Annotated in this window: 12 protein-coding genes and 1 pseudogene; 10 read left to right on the top strand and 3 right to left on the bottom strand. The window is 43.1% G+C overall.

Annotated elements, in window-relative coordinates; all coding sequences use genetic code 11:
- Positions 1-7: 7 nt before the first annotated feature.
- Positions 8-430 (top strand): GFA family protein, encoded by a 423-nt coding sequence (locus tag ACJJIE_RS12730; RefSeq protein ID WP_444891932.1) that lies wholly within the window; start codon positions 8-10, stop codon positions 428-430.
- Between the two features lie 82 nt (positions 431-512).
- Here ACJJIE_RS12730 and ACJJIE_RS12735 read toward each other — a convergent pair whose 3' ends face one another.
- A complete protein-coding gene (locus ACJJIE_RS12735) occupies positions 513-1,673 on the bottom strand; it encodes an NnrS family protein (protein ID WP_444891933.1) in 1,161 nt (386 codons plus the stop codon).
- A gap of 660 nt (positions 1,674-2,333) precedes the next feature.
- On the opposite strand from ACJJIE_RS12735, the gene ACJJIE_RS12740 reads away from it, so the two are divergent.
- The gene (locus ACJJIE_RS12740) at positions 2,334-3,695 is read left to right on the top strand and encodes a hypothetical protein (protein WP_282931403.1); all 1,362 of its coding nucleotides are present in this window, start codon (positions 2,334-2,336) and stop codon (positions 3,693-3,695) included.
- 35 nt (positions 3,696-3,730) lie between these two features.
- Here ACJJIE_RS12740 and ACJJIE_RS12745 read toward each other — a convergent pair whose 3' ends face one another.
- Positions 3,731-5,119 carry an MFS transporter gene (locus tag ACJJIE_RS12745; protein ID WP_444891934.1) on the bottom strand — a complete coding sequence of 463 codons (1,389 nt, stop codon included), beginning with the start codon at positions 5,117-5,119 and terminating at the stop codon, positions 3,731-3,733.
- A gap of 1,402 nt (positions 5,120-6,521) precedes the next feature.
- Here ACJJIE_RS12745 and ACJJIE_RS12750 point away from each other — a divergent pair.
- From ACJJIE_RS12750 to ACJJIE_RS12775, 6 genes and pseudogenes are all read left to right on the top strand, one after another.
- The gene (locus ACJJIE_RS12750) at positions 6,522-7,817 is read left to right on the top strand and encodes a hypothetical protein (protein ID WP_444891935.1); all 1,296 of its coding nucleotides are present in this window, start codon (positions 6,522-6,524) and stop codon (positions 7,815-7,817) included.
- Positions 7,818-8,398: 581 nt separating this feature from the next.
- Positions 8,399-9,694 (top strand): hypothetical protein, encoded by a 1,296-nt coding sequence (locus ACJJIE_RS12755; protein ID WP_444891936.1) that lies wholly within the window; start codon positions 8,399-8,401, stop codon positions 9,692-9,694.
- A 492-nt stretch (positions 9,695-10,186) separates the two neighbouring features.
- Positions 10,187-11,497 (top strand): hypothetical protein, encoded by a 1,311-nt coding sequence (locus ACJJIE_RS12760; protein ID WP_444891937.1) that lies wholly within the window; start codon positions 10,187-10,189, stop codon positions 11,495-11,497.
- A 984-nt stretch (positions 11,498-12,481) separates the two neighbouring features.
- A pseudogene (locus ACJJIE_RS12765) lies at positions 12,482-12,589 on the top strand (hypothetical protein); the annotation flags it as partial.
- A 156-nt stretch (positions 12,590-12,745) separates the two neighbouring features.
- Positions 12,746-13,840 carry a hypothetical protein gene (locus tag ACJJIE_RS12770; protein WP_444891938.1) on the top strand — a complete coding sequence of 365 codons (1,095 nt, stop codon included), beginning with the start codon at positions 12,746-12,748 and terminating at the stop codon, positions 13,838-13,840.
- A gap of 425 nt (positions 13,841-14,265) precedes the next feature.
- On the top strand, positions 14,266-14,640 hold the full coding sequence (locus ACJJIE_RS12775; protein WP_444891939.1) for a cysteine peptidase family C39 domain-containing protein: 375 nt from the start codon (positions 14,266-14,268) through the stop codon (positions 14,638-14,640).
- A 545-nt stretch (positions 14,641-15,185) separates the two neighbouring features.
- Here ACJJIE_RS12775 and ACJJIE_RS12780 read toward each other — a convergent pair.
- Entirely contained in the window at positions 15,186-16,025 is an 840-nt protein-coding gene (locus ACJJIE_RS12780; protein ID WP_444891940.1) for a right-handed parallel beta-helix repeat-containing protein, read from the bottom strand.
- A gap of 836 nt (positions 16,026-16,861) precedes the next feature.
- Between ACJJIE_RS12780 and ACJJIE_RS12785 the strand changes: the two genes are divergently transcribed.
- The gene (locus ACJJIE_RS12785) at positions 16,862-17,254 is read left to right on the top strand and encodes a hypothetical protein (RefSeq protein ID WP_444891941.1); all 393 of its coding nucleotides are present in this window, start codon (positions 16,862-16,864) and stop codon (positions 17,252-17,254) included.
- 33 nt (positions 17,255-17,287) lie between these two features.
- Entirely contained in the window at positions 17,288-17,398 is a 111-nt protein-coding gene (locus ACJJIE_RS12790; RefSeq protein WP_413665889.1) for a hypothetical protein, read from the top strand.
- The last annotated feature ends 430 nt before the right edge of the window (positions 17,399-17,828 follow it).

Raw genomic sequence — 17,828 nt, forward strand, 5'->3', positions numbered from 1 at the left:
TTGAGCAATGGAACAAAAAGGATCGTGCCTATGTGGGACTATTAACTTCGAAATTGAAGGTGACTTTGGCGGCTTCTTTCTCTGCCACTGTAGTTACTGCCGCAAAGATACCGGTACAGCCCATGCAGCAAACCTATTCTTCGCATCAGCGAAACTTGAATGGCTATCCGGTGCAGAACAAGTCAAAACCTTTAAGCTGGCAGGGACGAGGCACAGCAAAAGCTTTTGCAATCAATGCGGTTCCGCAGTGCCACGAGAAGATCCTGAAGTTGGCCTCTTAGCGGTTCCCGCTGGGAGTCTGGATCGCCCAATAGATGTAAGGCCTAATGCCCATATCTTTATGGCCAGTAAAGCCGAGTGGGATCGGGAACTGGAATCAGTACCTAAAGTAGACAAACTACCCCAGGTGGCTAGTGCGGACTCTGAATAGACCTGTCAATGATGGCTTTACTCGACCACAGTTGCTGCGATGATAAGGTTTCTCGCAGCAACTGAAGGTCACATAGAGAGAATTAGCCGGGATGACCGTCAACGCGCGGCTGGAAAAGCACCGGGGTGTAATACAGTAAGAAAAGCGTGTAACCGACTACCCAGGCAATAATTGCTGCGAGCAAACCACTCGGGGCGGGTGCCCAAAACACACGTGCGAGAGCAGATAACGCCAGAGCCATAAAAGCCAGGGGCATCAAGCGCGGCGCCTTCAATATCCGACCTGTGTGGCCGAGACTGACGCGACTGGTCATAGACAAGATCAATCCGCCGATACCGCCAACGGCAAATGCGTGTAAAGCGGGACTCTGCCAGGAAGGGGCAATTTGGCTCCAGGCCAGAGCCGCGAGAAAACACCCCAAAATAACCAACCAGTAGCTCACATGCAGAGACCAAACCATCGGTTCTGCCCATATTTTTGTCGGGTGCCAGCGCACTACCCGGATCACCTGCAAAATACCCAGAGAGACCGCAAAAAAGGCCCAAACCATTTGCGGCAAACCAACAGCTACCGACAGTAACAAGCCCACCGCAGCAATATGGGTACCCCACTCTACAGCCGGTATCTTATCCCTTGGGCTCAAGTGGAAGCGGCGCGCCGTAAAGAAGGGTATAACCCGCCCGCCGATTATCAGAATAATCGCCGTCACCAACAGCAAAGCCAGTAAGGCGATTCGACTCTGTGCCCCTGGCAGCAGCCAGTGGCTAGCGGACAATGCGGCAAACATCAGCATCGCAGGCAATACAAACATATTTCGCCACTGCTTGGTTCGCAACACCCTGGCTCCGAGCAAGAACGCTGAGAACAGGAAAAAGGACACTTCAGCAATCACCGGCATCCAAATAGGAACCGCCGCCAACAGATAGCCCAAACGGGCTAAGAGCCACAAGCCGACCAAAGCAATAAGCTGAGTGCCCTTTGGCGAGGGGATACCAGTCCAGGTTTGCATAGCCGTACCCAGAAAACCCACAACAACGGTAGCCGCGAACCCAAACAGCATCTCATGGGAGTGCCAGACTACCCCCATACGAAAAGCCGGCATCTGCCAACCGGATAACTGCCCCTGCCAGATAACCAGGGCAACCATACTCCACAGAGCAGCTCCCCAGAAAAAAGGTCGAAACGGCATACGCCAAATAGGTGCAATAGACTCCGCGCGCGCGCGGTCAACGATAGGTATCAAAATCCATTCTCCTTACCAACTACGGGAACACCAGGCTCCCTACACAAATAATTCGCAGTACAAGACCACCCCGACAGGCCTGCTTTGCTTGGAGAATCAAAGGCGTCCTATAAAAAGCAGGACACAGGGGTTTATCTGTCCGGCGGCGCCGCAACCTAAGCGAAAGCGCCGACTTTTCAGTCATCCGCATCAGTGCGGGATATCGCCCGAGATTCCATTTCCAGGGATTGGGAAAGAACCCTATTCTCACTCAATTAACAAAAATAGTTAACAAAAAAATGAGCAGTCTGTGAATTAATCTAACTGGGGTGAAGAATCTTTTTCTGTGTAGCTAACCTAAAAAAACCACACGTTTTATAGGGTTATTTCTATTTTCAGGAAAAACTGGGCAAAGGTGAAGTGGACTTGAAGTATCTCACAAGTTTACTCAGATTGGGAAGCACTTCCATTTACAGAAATATACACGGAGCCACCAATAAACAAACACTCAACCAGGAATAAAGCTTGAACCCATTTCCCTAGTAATTCAGTGCTTATCTCTCATATACAAACCATTAAGTTTTCACCATAATTTTATATGGCAATCATCACACCGTGCCCAGTGCCGGTAAGATACAGCCTAAGTTAGAGATTTACGCCAGCCTGTGCAGTGGAGGAATTATGCCCATACCAGGCCATCTTATCGCGGCATCAACCTTACTATTCTGCTGCCAGGCCCTCGCAACCAACACTTATATCCTGTCACAACAGGGCATTGGCAATCGGGCTATAGGGGACCAAAGCGACCCAACCATCATTAACAATCTCATCATGCAAACACAAGATGGTGAATTTAATAATGTGGTGGCTCAGCAATCCAACGGCAATACTGAAGGATCTATTATCCAGTTGCAGAGAGGCGTATCAAACGAGCTAATGTCAGTCCAATCCAGCAGCCTGGGTAGCACGACATCAGTCTCCCAGCTTAATGTTCTCAACAAGGCCGAAACCTCACAGACAAGTACACTGTTTAGCACTATAAGCATCAGTCAGGAACAATCCCTAAATCATATTACCAGCATACAAAACCTTTCCACTGGTACAACTGCTAACATCTCGCAGATAGGAACCCTAAATTTTTCAGAATCTATCCAAGATGGTGTTGCTCTTAGTGATGTCTCTATTAGCCAGTTAGGTAATTTTAATAGAGCTGAGATTATCGATAAAGAAAGTGGCATAGCAAACTCTGCCAGTATTATCCAAAGTGGAAGCCAGAATATTGATACTAGAATTACCCTGATACAGTCTCTGGGAACCAATAATCAAATTCAGCAATTTGGCAATAACAACACTGCCCGGATAACAAATATTAACGGCGCCTTTAATACCAACTCAATAGTACAACTGACAGATTCCAGTGCTACTAGCATCCAAACAAGCAACTCTATTCAGGGATTTAACAGTTCCATCCAGCAAGGACAGAGTAATCGCGCTTCTATCATTGTTAATCTTGCTCTAAATAATCAGGCCTTTACATCTCAAAGCGGAACAAACAACGGGTCCACAATCAACCAGATAAACATCAATAATTTTTCCGAGATAACACAAACAGGAACAAGCAATAGCGCCACGTCAATACAACTCGCTATTGAAGGGGCTAGTAGTGTTGTCACACAAAGTGGATCGGATAATAGCGCTGATATTAGTCAAAGTGGATCAGTCTCTGAGGCAGCTATAGACCAGGAATTTGATCAAAACACATTAATAGCCATTCAAGATGGCTTTAGTGCAAGACTACAGTTGCTGCAACAAGGTCTACAGAATCAAGTAAGTTCAACGCAGTCTGGTTATATTGATGATGCGGACATCATTCAATTGGGTGAGCTAAACACTATCAATCTCACTCAAACCGGCAGCTTTAATAGTGCAGAGCTACTACAACTAGGTACAGACAACTTTCTCCAGGTAATTCAATTGAGTTTTGGTGCTACTATCTCCATTTCACAGATTGGCAGTAACAATTCTGCGATATACATACAGTAGAGAAAGAGGCTAAGAAAAACCATATTATTTATTGCTCAGATTTTTTCTTTCTGGGAAACATCCCCTTTCACAAACAGCAAACTTACAATCAGTGCTGCAGCAGCCAAACACGCATTAACAGTAAATGCCCGATCAATACCTTCCGATAATTCGGGAGCCATGGCTACAACTGTTGTATTCATCGCCAATCCAATAGCACCGCCAATAATTTGGAACATATAAATTAAAGCCGCCGCCAAGCTTGCCCTGGCTGGCCCCAGTACTGTAACAGCGGTCGTCGTTATCGTAGGAAAATATAGACCCAAGCCTACCCCGAGAGAAAGCATGCCTGGCACCAAGTGCAGATAGCGATCATGGACTATCAATCCAGAAAGCAAGAACATTCCCAATCCTAAAAATAGAGCAGCGGCAGCCAAAATTAACCGTGCTCCCAAAGATTCGTACAGCCAACCCGCGATATAGGACACTACCGCATAGGTAATCATCACCGGCAATAACCCTGCGCCGGACCAAACGGCAGAAAAACTCAGCTCCTTAATCAGAAACTGCGGGATATAAAGCAACATAGATACGAAAGTGACAGACAGAAGCAGGGTCACTACACCGATAGCAAAAAAACGCCAGTTGCTAGCGACATCAGAGGGAATAAGTGGGTCCGACTGGGTATGAGGCTCCACCCAGGCAAACACTAGGAAAAACATCACCGAAGCGCTGAAAAGTCCTATTACCAGAGGGCTTCTAAATCCCACATCAATAACAAAATCCAAGGACAGCATTAATGCCAGTAAGCTGATAGATAGAGAGACCATGCCCCAATAGTCAACCTTTTCCTTGCTCTCTGCGGGCTTATCATCCTCAATTACCTTCCAGCCCACCAACATTGCCGCCAGCGCAATGGGGAAATTAATAAAAAAAATCCAGCGCCAACTGACAAACTCTGTAAAGAAACCTCCCAATAATGGCCCTATAGAATTGGCAAAACCACATACCGTCATTATCAAGCCGCCAGCCTGCCCCGCCCTATCATCAGGCATTATTTGGTAAGTCATGCCGAGTACAGCGGGCCACATAAGGGCGCCACCAACCCCCATTAATGCCCGACTCCCCAGCAACATCCATTCATTAACGGCCAGACCACCCAAAACTGAGAAAAAGACGAAGATTGAGGTTCCAACAAAAAATAGCCGGCGCCGACCAAACATATCCGCCAAGCGCCCGCCAGTAACTATAAAAATCCCGAACACCAATGCATAACCGTTAATCACCCACTGAAGAGTGGAGATATCTGCGTTAAAGTGTTTTTCCATTGCAGGGATAGCGACTGAGAAGGCCGTAAAATCATTGGCCACCAAAAAGACTGCCAACGACAATGCTGTTAAGCCAATAATCTGTGATCGCGATAGCGGGGTCTTTGAGGCTGCCATAAATGCCAAACTTTACACTTTGCAAATTATGCAATGGATATAAAAGCTTGGACCAACAGGAGTCCGGTTGCAGTACTAATCAGCGTATAGCTCTAAAGGGAGACGTACTAGCTAGGGGGTCATATAAACTTTATTACTAGAATCTCAGTGCTTTTTTCCTATACCCTGGCCAGCACTTATCCACAATACTCTGTTTAGGTCCCAGCTCAGGCATAGACAAGCATTAATGCCAACAACAATGGCATGATGTCAGTGCAAGTCCGTAGTCTCACTTCCCTTCATCCCATGTTAAGCAGGTCGAATCAATCTAGAAGCAGTTCTTGGTAGCAGAAGTATTTAAAGCTATCAGTCGATGATCAATCAGGGTTGATCGACTAGCTTGAGCGGGACCTTCTACTTCCACTCTCATTAACTACAAGTCAAGGGTTACAGGATTTTCCCATGAAGGCGCTACAGTAGTTGATAGCAAGTCTAATATCACTCAAACTAGAAACTTTACTGCCATAGAATCACTACAGACTGGATCAGATCATAGCACCAGTATACTCCTGCAAGTTAACTCGGGCCCTATAATAGCTGAACGAGCCGACTCCAATTAAAACCCTTTGGTACTATAAGATGCAAAATTAACTAGGTTGATGTATTCCAAACTGGCATCTCAGAAGTTTCTACAATTAATCAGACGAGAACTTTTAGTGGAATAGATCTGATTTAAAGTGGCCAAGCGGATAGCACCATTTTGACCCAAAATGGAAATAACAAGTCTTTAGCAACTATCCAGGTAAGGTTTAACGATAGCATCACCACCACCCAGTTTGGCAACAATAATACTATGATTTCTATGCAGTAAAGCTATGTATCAATCTCATGAAATCTACCATCCTGCCCTACTCCCACTTCCGAAAACCCTAAAAATAATAAAAATTATCCGACTTTATTCCCAGTATCTCAGTGCTTTTATCTCATTTCCCTAAGGGTTCTCCTTGCCAATACTTTTTCAAGGCTTCAATGCCTGAAACGCTTTGGGTTTCAACTTTTGGAGGATCTTATCAAACGGATTACAGAGGAGAAAAATCTATGACAAATGGTGGGCACTTATGCTCACCAGAAATTTGAAATCATTGAGTCTTTTTTTGAAAGCCGCCAATGATCATAGCCCCGGCATATCCAAGTACTAATGCCAATGACAATGGCTTGGAGCCAGTGCAAGTAAGCAGTCTCACTACTTCTCTCACCATTTAGGGCCGATCAAATCACCCCCCAATACCCGGCGGACGGTAGAGGCGGAATGTAGTCTCCGTTCGTCTACACCGGGATTGGATATGGATTTCACCTGTGTTGTACAGGAAGTACTGTGGACGCCATCAAAGCGCCATAGCGAGTTGAAGTAAAGGAGTTACTTGTGAAGATCTTACCTATTGCCGTTACCGCTCTATCCCTTGCCATCAGTGGTCTGGTTCATGCAGATGACAATGAATATATCCTCTATCAAGAAGGTACAGGAAACACTGCCATGGGAGACCAAAGTGATCCCACGATTACCAATAACCTGATTGAACAAACCCAGATCGGCGATAATAATATTGCTGAAGCGTCACAATCCAACGGCAACACCAACGGAGTAATCATTCAGTATGAGGAGGGCGATACTAATGATGCTTTTGCCTTCCAGAATGGAACAACTGATTCCACCGGAATCATGACCATTTTTGGAAATAACAATCAGGGAGCAACCCAGCAAACCTCTACCAGTAACACCACAATGGAATTTACCATTACAGGTTCGGGCAATATTGGTGCCTCCTCTCAAACAAATACTTCAAATAGCTTAATGGAGTTCACCATCACTGGTGATGACAATATTGGTAGCTCCTTCCAGCAAAACTCTGACTCTGTATCTTTGATAGTTGATACCAACGGTAACGATAATATTGCATCTACTTTTCAAGAAGACAGCTCTAATACCAGTATTGTAATACAGCAAACCGGTGACTCGAATGTCGTTAGCGGCTTTGATGATGATGGCAGTGCTGATAACAGCGTTGTGAATATCCAGCAAGGCAACTCAAATATTATCAACTTTGTTCACAATGCAAGCTTTAACCAAAATGATACAATTGAACAATATGGAGACGACAACTTTTCTGGGTCATCTTCAAACAACACCAGCGGTAGCACAAGCTATTTGTTACAGGTAGGCGATCAAAATGACTCCTTTATCCTATATAATGATTCAGCAAATATAACTGCCTCAATCATTCAAGAAGGCTCAAGTAATAATGCTAATACATTATTAAATCAAGCCTTTGGTAGCGATTCCTCAGTGACCCAAACAGGAGATAGCAACGACTCATTTCTTGTTCAGAGTGGATCTTCTCACTATGCAGAAATCATACAAATCGATGATTTGAATACTATAGACGCTGAACAAAGCAGTTTTGATGCAAACCTTTACGCTTTGCAAGATGGTGAAGACAACTTAATTAACTCCCTGCAAGATGGAGATTCCGAATCAGCTACTCTGAACCAGGCAGGAAGCTTAAATGAAATAGATTTAACTCAGAGTGGACAGCAGGATACTGCTATTTTATCTCAGAATGGCAATAACAATTTCTTGATGGTCACGCAAACAGGCTTCAACGACAGTATCAATGTTACACAGCTTGGTGACAATAACAGCGCAACTTATATGCAGTAAGCTAAATTAGAAGGCCTACATAAGTCATGTAGGCCCTTGTAAGACTGCCCCATTCTTAACCGCAACCTAAGTCAAAGCGAATATATTCATTCAAGGCGTACCTTACCCTTCAGTCTTTATTACTAGTATCTCAGTACTTTTGTTCTATACACACAATGACGAATACTGCCAATACTGGGTAAGGACATTAACAGGCACGACCATTGAGAAATGAGTGTTTGGTGATTTTTTTACAAATCACATTACGAAGGAGGTAAATTCTCACCTATTAGGTGAATAAATAACCAGATAGAGAATCATTGAGTCTTTTTAGAGAAAGCCGCCAATGATCAAGGCCCCGGCATATCCAAGTACTAATGCCAATGACAATGGCTTGGAGCCAGTGTAAGTAAGCAGTCTCACTACTTCTCTCACCATTTAGGGCCGATCAAATCACCCCCCAATGCCCAGCGGACGGTAGAGGCGGAATGTAGTCGCCGTTCGTTTACACCGGGATTGGATACAGATTTCACCTGTGTTGTACAGGAAGTACTGTGGGCGCAGTCAATGCCCCATAACGAGTTGAAGTAAAGGAGTTACTTGTGAAGATTTTACCTATAGCCGTTACCGCTCTATCCCTTGCCATCAGTGGTCTGGTTCATGCAGATGACAATGAATATATCCTCTACCAGGATGGTACCGGCAATACCGCCAGCGGGGATCAAAGCGACCCCACCATTTTTAACAACCTGATCGAGCAGACCCAAATTGGTGACAACAACGATGCGGATGCCACCCAGTCTAACGGCAATACCAACGGTGTGATAATTCAGTACCAGCAAGGTGACAACAACACCTCGACCAGCGATCAGAATGGCACCACTGATTCAACCGCAGAAGCCTATCTGACCGGTGATAGTAATGATTCAGATACATCGCAGACGGCTACCAGCAATAGCACCATGGGCGTATATATAACGGGTAATAGTAATACCGGGGGCGGCACCCAAGATACGACATCCGATACATCGCAGCTATATACCATGGATGGGGATAACAACTTCGGGATCTCGCTCCAGGAGAACTTATCGAATAGCTCAATGGATTTCACCTTTGTTGGTGATGGCAATATCGCATCGTCCCTGCAAGTAGATTCCGACTCAGCGATACTGATTTCAGAAAGCTACGGCGATAGCAATATTATCTCCACTACCCAAAGTGACAGCTCCAACACCAGCGTTATGATTTTCCAAACCGGAAATGGCAATACGGGAACCACGGGGGATCAAACTGGCAGCGCCAATAATACCGGCACCATTGTCCAGATTGGCGACTCCAATCTTGGCAACTTTGCCAACTTCAACAGCTTCTCGCAAAACAACTATTTCGAACAAATTGGCGATAGCAATGTGGTGTCCACCTCGGTAACAGACTCCAGTGACGGTACCGGGATTGTTTTGCAGCAGGGGGACAACAACTCCATAGGCGCTATAATACAGACGGTTTCCAATAACAGTTTTGACCTCAGCCAATTTGGCGATAGCAACTCTGTTTTTCTGGAACAGACCGGCTCTGATCATACGATAGAAACGATTCAAATGAGCGATATGAACGAAATCAATGCGGATCAACAAAGCTTTGATAACGATCTGTACGCTCTGCAAAACGGTGAGGAAAACCTGATCAATTCTCTGCAGGACGGCGATAGTGAGACAGGAACACTGAACCAGACCGGCACCTTAAATGAGATAGACCTCACCCAGAGCGGCCAGCAGGATATCGCCACCCTTTCGCAAGACGGTAACAGTAATTTCCTTATGGTTACTCAAACCGGCTTTAGCGATACCATTAGTGTCACCCAGCTAGGTGATAACAACAGCGCTACTTTTACACAATGAATTGACCAGGGGAGTCTGTATACGTCGCATATAGACTCCCCCCCTACTGTCAACTAGCTCTGATCCTAGAAAATCACTATAGAATAGACACACTTACGAAAACGTCCAGACCTACTTTATTACTAGTTTTTCAGTGCTTTTATCCCATTTCCTTTCCTACGCCTTCTTTTAATACTTCTACCAATAATTCGGGATTCAAATAGCGCGGATTTATTCGGTCCAGAGACTGTAGAGAAGGAAGTCAAAGGTCAATATCCCAGCATAACCAAGTATTCATGCTAACAATAATGGCTTGAAATCAGTGCCAGTCAGCAGTCTCACTACTTCTCTCCATTAAGGCAAGAAAATTCCCCGATATTGGGCGAATTACAACGGCAGACTAATTTGTTGTTAACCAACACCGGAATTGGATATCGATGCCGCCTGTGTGATGCAGGAAGCGCTGCGACTGCAATTAATATGTCATAGCCAATTAACATAAAGGACTTATTTGTGAAAATCTTACCCATCGCCGCGACTGTACTACCCCTAACCGCAATGGCCCTCGCCATCAGTGGCCCCGCCTATGCTGACAACAATGAATATATTCTGTTTCAAGATGGTAGCGGCAATACCGCTAACGCGGATCAGAGCGACCCCACGATTAGCGACAACCTGATTGAACAAGTCCAGATCGGAACAACCAACTCCGTCGATGCATCGCAGACCAATGGCAATAACAGTAGCACCATTAGCCAGTATCAGGAGGGCAGCAATAATGTATCGCTTAGCACCCAGGACGGCAACACTAACTCAACGGTAGAAACCAGTGCTATCGGTGACAACAACGACTTAGAAACCACTCAGACTTCCAACGCCACTAGCTTTATCGGCGTTTATGTAACAGGAAACGGCAATGAAATAGAAAACATGCAAACAGGAAATTCAGATACAACGGTGATCTATGCCATTGAAGGAAATAATAACGACGGGGAATCATTTCAAGCGAATAACAGCAATGTCAGTGCTAGTTTTACCGTTGTTGGTGAGGGTAACCGCCCCGATTTAAATCAGCAGAATTCGGATTCCTCAACAGCAATTTCGGAAACTTATGGCGATAGCAACGATCCCACTCCAATCCAAACTGATGTTTCAAATTCTACCATTACAATTTTTCAAACGGGCAACACCCATGTTGGCACTGTACAAGATCGCACTGGCGGCGCCAACAATATCAGCAGCCTTACCCAGACTGGAAATTCCCACCTTACCAACTCCACCATTGCCTCGAGCTTTAATCAGACCAACAACTTAGTACAAAATGGGAATGGCAACTCTATCAATGCAGAAATAAACAATGCAAACAATAGTACAGCGGTTGCCCTTCAGAGTGGGCGCTTCCATAATCTTACAATCTTTCAAACTAACGTTTCAGATAGTTATGTATCGGTTACCCAAAGCGATATTATAAATGTTGCCGTAGTTAATCAATCGGGTTCCGGTCATATGGCGGAAGTTATCCAAATGGATGACTCCAGTAACATAAATGTCGACCAAGATAACGCCGACAACAGCCTGTACGCTCTACAAAATGGTGTAGATAATCTGATCGATGCGGTGCAGAATGGCGTTAGTGAAATAGCTATGTTGAGCCAGACCGGCACGGTCAATGAGATAGATCTGACCCAAAGCGGCACGCTGAATACCGCCATCCTCACCCAAAACGGCAATGACAATACTTTAACCGTTACTCAAACTGGCACCAGCGATACTATCACCACGATCCAGTTGGGGGATAACAATAGCGGCACCATTTCCCAGTGATTGAATTTAGGGGCAATCAACAAACAGCAAGCACCCTACCGATAACCTAATTTTATTTAAGCCCGCATTAAATACTCACACCTGGAGAGATGTGCAATATCTCTCCAGGAATTTTTTCCTAACAAATCCATACTTTTCCAACTTGCTAAGAATTCTTTACTGCACAATAACTTTTTAGAGCGTCATTATTTTCAACATCCCAGAGATTCTGATCAGCAATTTACTATCCGCACAAATTAAAGGTACAGCCAGGCCTGACAACACTCGATGCGACTGGCTCATTGACCATAGGAGGTGACCCATATAGAAATATCGATTTAGGGATATATTAGTAGCGCTCTTGAGATTATCGATTCACATCTAAACAGCCAGTATGCGAGTAATACCAAGGCAGATTAAGACATCAATAGCAATTAGATGGATTCGAAGTTTGCAGTGCAAAGCCATATCGACCTTTATCGCCATTTAGAGTGACAATTTAACACCTCAAGTTCAGTAGGTATTATATTTTAATTTAATCGATTGTTCGGAAACTATGACTTGAAAATATATTCCCACCCGGGAACCTCTAAGTAGCTCAGAAAGCTATACGGCCACAATGCACACACCAGAGCCAACTATTAGTAATAACCTTATAGACCAGACACAAACTGGAAATCACAATGATATAGATGCACGTCAGATAAATGGATATACTGGAGGAGGTATTATCCAGACCCGGGAGGGAAATAATAACTTTATTGTTTCTGTTCAAGATAGCACCTCAAATATGTCTATAGTAATTTTTCAAAGCGGTAATAGCAATTCAGTTCTGGTCTTGACCTTTTGGCCGAACAACATAGAGAATAGAATCTTATCAATTTACTCCAAGATAGTGTTAATGAAATAGCAACACTAAGTTTGACCGCAATGATGAACGAGTTAGATCTCATGCAGATTGGCCAACAAAATACCGCCACCTGAACTCAGGATGGCAACAATAATTTTCTAATGCTTACCCAAATGGGTGCGAACGAGAGTATACACATTGCTCAGCTGGGAGATAACAATAGCGCTATTTTTACTAAAAAATGGATTAAATGGCTTTCCTAAATAAAGTGGGGAGCCATCTCCAGATACAACGTTTAAAAATAAATAAGAAAAAATAGGCCATGAAATTCTAGATATCTCCATATAAACTGTATTTATGATAGAAGTACTCACTTCAAGAAACTGCTATTTGCTGTTCAGTCATAGAAAGGAGTTATCATGCACACCAAGGTTGGTATTTGCGCCGCTCTAGTTTCATTCTCTGCCACATTTTCACTGGCTGAAAATAATAATACTTTTCTCTATCAGGAAGGAAGTGATAATAGTGCCACTGCCGATCAAAGCGACATTACCAGTATTGGCAACCAGATTACGCAAATACAAATTGGTAGCGATAACTCACTAGAGGCAACACAGAGCGACAGCAATTTGCGTGGCTCCATATTACAGACGCAGATCGGTGATAGTAACAATGCCTTTGCTTCACAAGAAGGCACAAGAGATACAAGTTCCAGTGGTTACCAGATTGGTAATAACAACCAGGGAAGCTCATTACAAGGCTCAGTTACCAACAGTCAGTTCAACTATACCCAGTTGGGCAGTCAAAATAGCGCTCAAGGCGTCCAAACGAATTCCGACAATGCTTCTATTTCTATCGCTCAAGAGGGCACAGGAAATACAGTTACTAGTTCACAGGACACTATTACCAGGGGAGAAATGCAGTTTTACCAAACCGGTATTAGCAATAAATCTACAGTAGCGGATTCCAATAACGGCTCTGATAACAGATTAACTTCTACCCAGAGCGGGGACAGCAATCAAAACAATGTGTTTCTTAACGCGACGAACTCCGCAACAGATCATCTCCAGCAAACCGGTTCAGACAACCAGATTTTCCTGGTCCACAGTATCAGTGACAATGATACAGTAGAGATTCTGCAAGCTGGGACGCAACAAACGCTCAATATTAGTCTTATCTCTACAGCTGATAATGAAGTCACTATTAATCAATTAGGTAGTAGTAATATTGGTACCTTAAATTTGAGCGGCACAAGTAACGGAACGCAACTGCAACAGGATGGATATCTTAATAGTGTCAATCTTACTCAGGGTGGAGAGGGAGTTAACCTATACGCCCATCAAATAGGTAGTAATAATGAGCTGGATCTAACCCAGGGTGGGCGACAAAATACTGCCACACTCTCCCAATTTGGTAACAGCAACTATATCTATTTGATGCAAACAGGAATTAATAGCAGCATTAACATATTGCAACTTGGCAGTAACAATAGCGCAAGCTATCAACAGCAGTAGGCTGCGCCTTAGGAGTCACCAACTACAAGAAGTCAGGAGAGAAAGAAAAACTGTATTTAAGGCTGTATGAGCTGTGGATGCCAAATACGAGCTTACCGATGTGCATTCACAGCAGCCCTCAGAAACAGTGTATTCCTTCTGGATCAGTAGTACACGTAAACATCAGCTTCCTCTTTTGAACCAAAGAACATTGTATGTCGAAACGAACAAAAACCTACTGATCTTGCCCCTTTTAACGGACACCTCGTCTGTTTGACTTTGGTGCCCGTTAAAACGGGGCAAGATCATAGGCCGACGAAGAAAGTGAATTATTTACACAATGACTGATAAGTTAGTCACATAAACTATATTTTATTTTATTTTCTATTTATTGAGATCGATTCTCAAGTTTGTTTATACTGCGTGCGCTCTGGAATGATTCCGGGATGGCAGATGGTATAGCAGGGCTTTTGCTTGCTATAAAGTTGTATTTAACATGGATTTTGCGGCGTAGTAGTAAGATGGAGGCAGTTTCAGGGATCGACACAGGATTGCATGCGCTGGTTGCCATAGCGCGTTTCCATCAATTGCCTGCTGAGCCTGATCAACTTTCCCACCAGTTTGGTCATGAAGGACAATCCTTTTCTGATACCCAGCTCCTACAAGCAGCCAAGGTTCTTACATTAAAGGCCAAGCAGCTAGCGTCTGATGTCAGCGATCTGAGTAATGTCATGCTGCCCGCTATCGCTAAGGCACACGATGGCAGTTATTTTATTGTGGCATGCCTATCCGATGGTGAGGCATCTGCTGATTTCCAATAATGTCCAAGTGGATATTATTGATGTAAGAAAACCACCCACTTCCGCTAAGAAAGAAAAACGTCGAACTACCGTAAAGCTATGGATGAAATCAGAATCTATAGTACAAATTACAAGGACATTGGATGTTTACAGCCGAGCCGTACAAAACTGGAATATTGCTTACAATATCGGGCAGTTTCAAGGCATTAACCACTAAAAAATGCAGCTATCCGGAAGAGATGAACCATAGGCTTTAATATTAAGGAAAAAGTATAATTTGATTTATACAACAACATCTAATGAAAGAAAATGCTACCAGCCACGTACTCGAGAGCCTTATATAAGCTACTGATCTTGAACGCTTTTTACTTTATGTGAAAGTACAGTAGAACTCTACCAGAATCTAATCACAAAAAAGGAAGCTCATATATTTAACATACAAGCTCCCAATAGACAACTGATTGATAAATTTTATAGACAAGTTAAATAAAGCCCGCTATGAAATCCTACAAGATGTAGCCACCAGTTTAAGAGACTTTGAAAAAAGACTCGCTCGAAAAAAATTTTCAATCCAGGCAATCTGGATCTTTAGTGAGATATTCATTGTTTACCCAAATATTAGTACCACTGCAATCAGGGTCAACTGTATCCCTCAGATCAAAAGGATCATTATCAAAAGAAGAGTTCGCAGAAATAATATTGAAGTTGGAATTAGTAAAAATAAGAACTATACCACCATCTTGGCTATCACCGTTGCCATTGTCGGTAGTTGTATTCTGTGATATCACATTATTTGACGATCCTTCTATTAGAATACCAGCCCCTCCATTTCCACTTGAAGTGTTGTTAAAAACTCGTGAAAAACTATCATCCACCTGGATTCCGTCGGCAACACTACCTGTTACAGTACAGCCAGAAAAAGTATTGAAGTCATCATCCATATCGACTCCGACTCTACCACTATCAGTAATAACGCAGTCATTTATAGTATTATAAATACTATCTATATCTATCCCATCATTAACACTATTAACAACTTCGGTATTAAGTACTTTGTGATACCCCTCTCCCTCTAAGAAAACTCCATCAAAACAGCCATCAATAACGCCTCCAGTGAGGGTGGCGCCATTGCCTTCGATTCGAATTCCTGCACCACCTAGGTCTCCTCCTGTAGTACAGGTCAGGGAATAGTCGCCCATATTTAAGCTGCCACTTGGGCCGACAATAGTAAGTGCATCAGGTTCATCGGTTGTTAGATCACAAGATAAGTCCTCAGTAAGCACTTCTGCAGTTGTAATTACATCGCCACAAGCCACTTCAGCCAAGGTAATTGATGAATATGAAGACGTCGAAAAAGCCATTATCGCTAATAGTGCCACCTTATCTACAGATTGCTTAATTTTCACATCCAACTCCTATCAGTTCAGAAAAAATAATATACCTCAGCACAGAGATACTGAGTCCCCTAAGTTTGGATGCAATAATAACTTCCACCATAAGAAAAATTGCCCAAAGTAATTGACGTTCGAATGAATAAAAAAACCAAGTCATTCCTTTGAAGAATCTAACGCAGCTAAATCGACAACAAAGATTAAAAACAGAACCCTAAGCTGGCGCAATTACTTTCTAAGTATTACTAACATTTAATCCAGAACACCATACTCTGATCCAACTTGGGAAAGTACGATTTTATTCGTCAGCTAGTGTATGCAGCTTATTAGGAAAGACTTAGATTATTTATATAAAACTTACTCATGATAGAAGTACTTGCTCCGGAAAACTATTACTTAATGTTCGGTCATAGAAAGGAGTTATCATATACACCAAGGCTGGTATTTACGTTGCTCTAGCTTCACTTGTTGCTACAGATTCTTAGGCTGAAACAAATATTAAATCACTGCATCAGTAGGGTAGCGCTAACAGTGCCACTACTGACCAAAGCGATATTACTAGTATTGGCAACCAGATCATACAAATACAATTCGGCGATGATAACGATACCTTTGCTTCTCAGGAAAATACAAGAGACACAAGCTCCAGTGGCTACCAGATTGGCGATAGCAACCAGGGAAGTTCACTACAAGACTCCATTACTAACAGCCATTTTAACTATATCCAGTTAGACCATCAAAATAACGCCCAAGGTGTTCAAACCTACTCTAAAAATGCTTCTATTTCTATCTATCAAAAAAACACAGAAAATTCTGCCACTAGTTCACGAGGTAATATTATTAATGGAGAAATGCAATTTCATCAGATAGGACTTAGTAACAAACCAACAATACTAGATTCAAACAATGGCTCTAATAATAGTACACTTTCCGCTCAAATCGGTGATACCAATCAAAACCAGGTATTTATTAGCACGACAAACTCGGCAATAGACTATATCAAGAAAGTTGGTGCGGACAACCAGGTTTTTCTAATTCACAGTGTTAGTGATAATGACAAAGTAGAGATTATACAAGCTGGGACCAGGCACACTATCGATATTAGTCTTATCTCTACAGCTAATAATGAGGTCATTATTAATCAACTCGGCAGTAGTAATATTAAAACAGTGAATTTGGGCGGCACAAGTAGCGAACTGCAACTACTGCAGGAGGGATATATTAATAGTTTAAACGTCACTTAGAGTGGAGAAGAGACTCACCTCTACACTCACCAAATAGGTAGCGATCATGGGCTCAGTCTAACCCAGAGTGGGAGACAAAATACTGTCGAACTCTCCCCAATTGGTAGCAATAACTTTATACAAATGATGCAAACTGGGGGTTAATAGCAGTGCTGACATACTACGAATAGGTGGTGACAACAGCGCAAACTACCAGCAGCAATAACCTAGCCCTTTCAAGGTTGTCTCGAAAGCTGTGCTGATCGGTGAGCTGATGTGATCATCAGGGCGCAACCTCCCTATATTCTTGTCAATCTATAAAATATAGATCAGCCCAGTACGTAGTCAGTCAAAACACAAACTCGACTTTATTCCTAACTTTGCCAAACTAAATTCTCATAGCTACATACCAATTCATCGACAAAAATTAAAGTAGCCTTTGATTGATCTGACGCTATAAATCAAATGGCTAACAACCCAACCTATGGCTTTAAACCATATCATCGTGTAGTAGAGTGATATTTTTTATGTACTAGCCTCCACTTAAGATTCCCAATCATTATTGACCGCACATAATTTTTCGTAGAAACACGAA

Source organism: Microbulbifer maximicatervae (SeqCode) (assembly GCF_052467325.1).

What these genes read in the sequence shown, in the direction of transcription:
- ACJJIE_RS12730 (WP_444891932.1), top strand. Translation starts at nt 8, where the DNA reads ATGGAACAAAAAGGATCGTGCCTATGTGGGACTATTAACTTCGAAATT.
- ACJJIE_RS12740 (WP_282931403.1), top strand. Translation starts at nt 2,334, where the DNA reads ATGCCCATACCAGGCCATCTTATCGCGGCATCAACCTTACTATTCTGC.
- ACJJIE_RS12745 (WP_444891934.1), bottom strand. Translation starts at nt 5,119, where the DNA reads ATGGCAGCCTCAAAGACCCCGCTATCGCGATCACAGATTATTGGCTTA.
- ACJJIE_RS12770 (WP_444891938.1), top strand. Translation starts at nt 12,746, where the DNA reads ATGCACACCAAGGTTGGTATTTGCGCCGCTCTAGTTTCATTCTCTGCC.
- ACJJIE_RS12775 (WP_444891939.1), top strand. Translation starts at nt 14,266, where the DNA reads ATGGCAGATGGTATAGCAGGGCTTTTGCTTGCTATAAAGTTGTATTTA.
- ACJJIE_RS12785 (WP_444891941.1), top strand. Translation starts at nt 16,862, where the DNA reads ATGCAATTTCATCAGATAGGACTTAGTAACAAACCAACAATACTAGAT.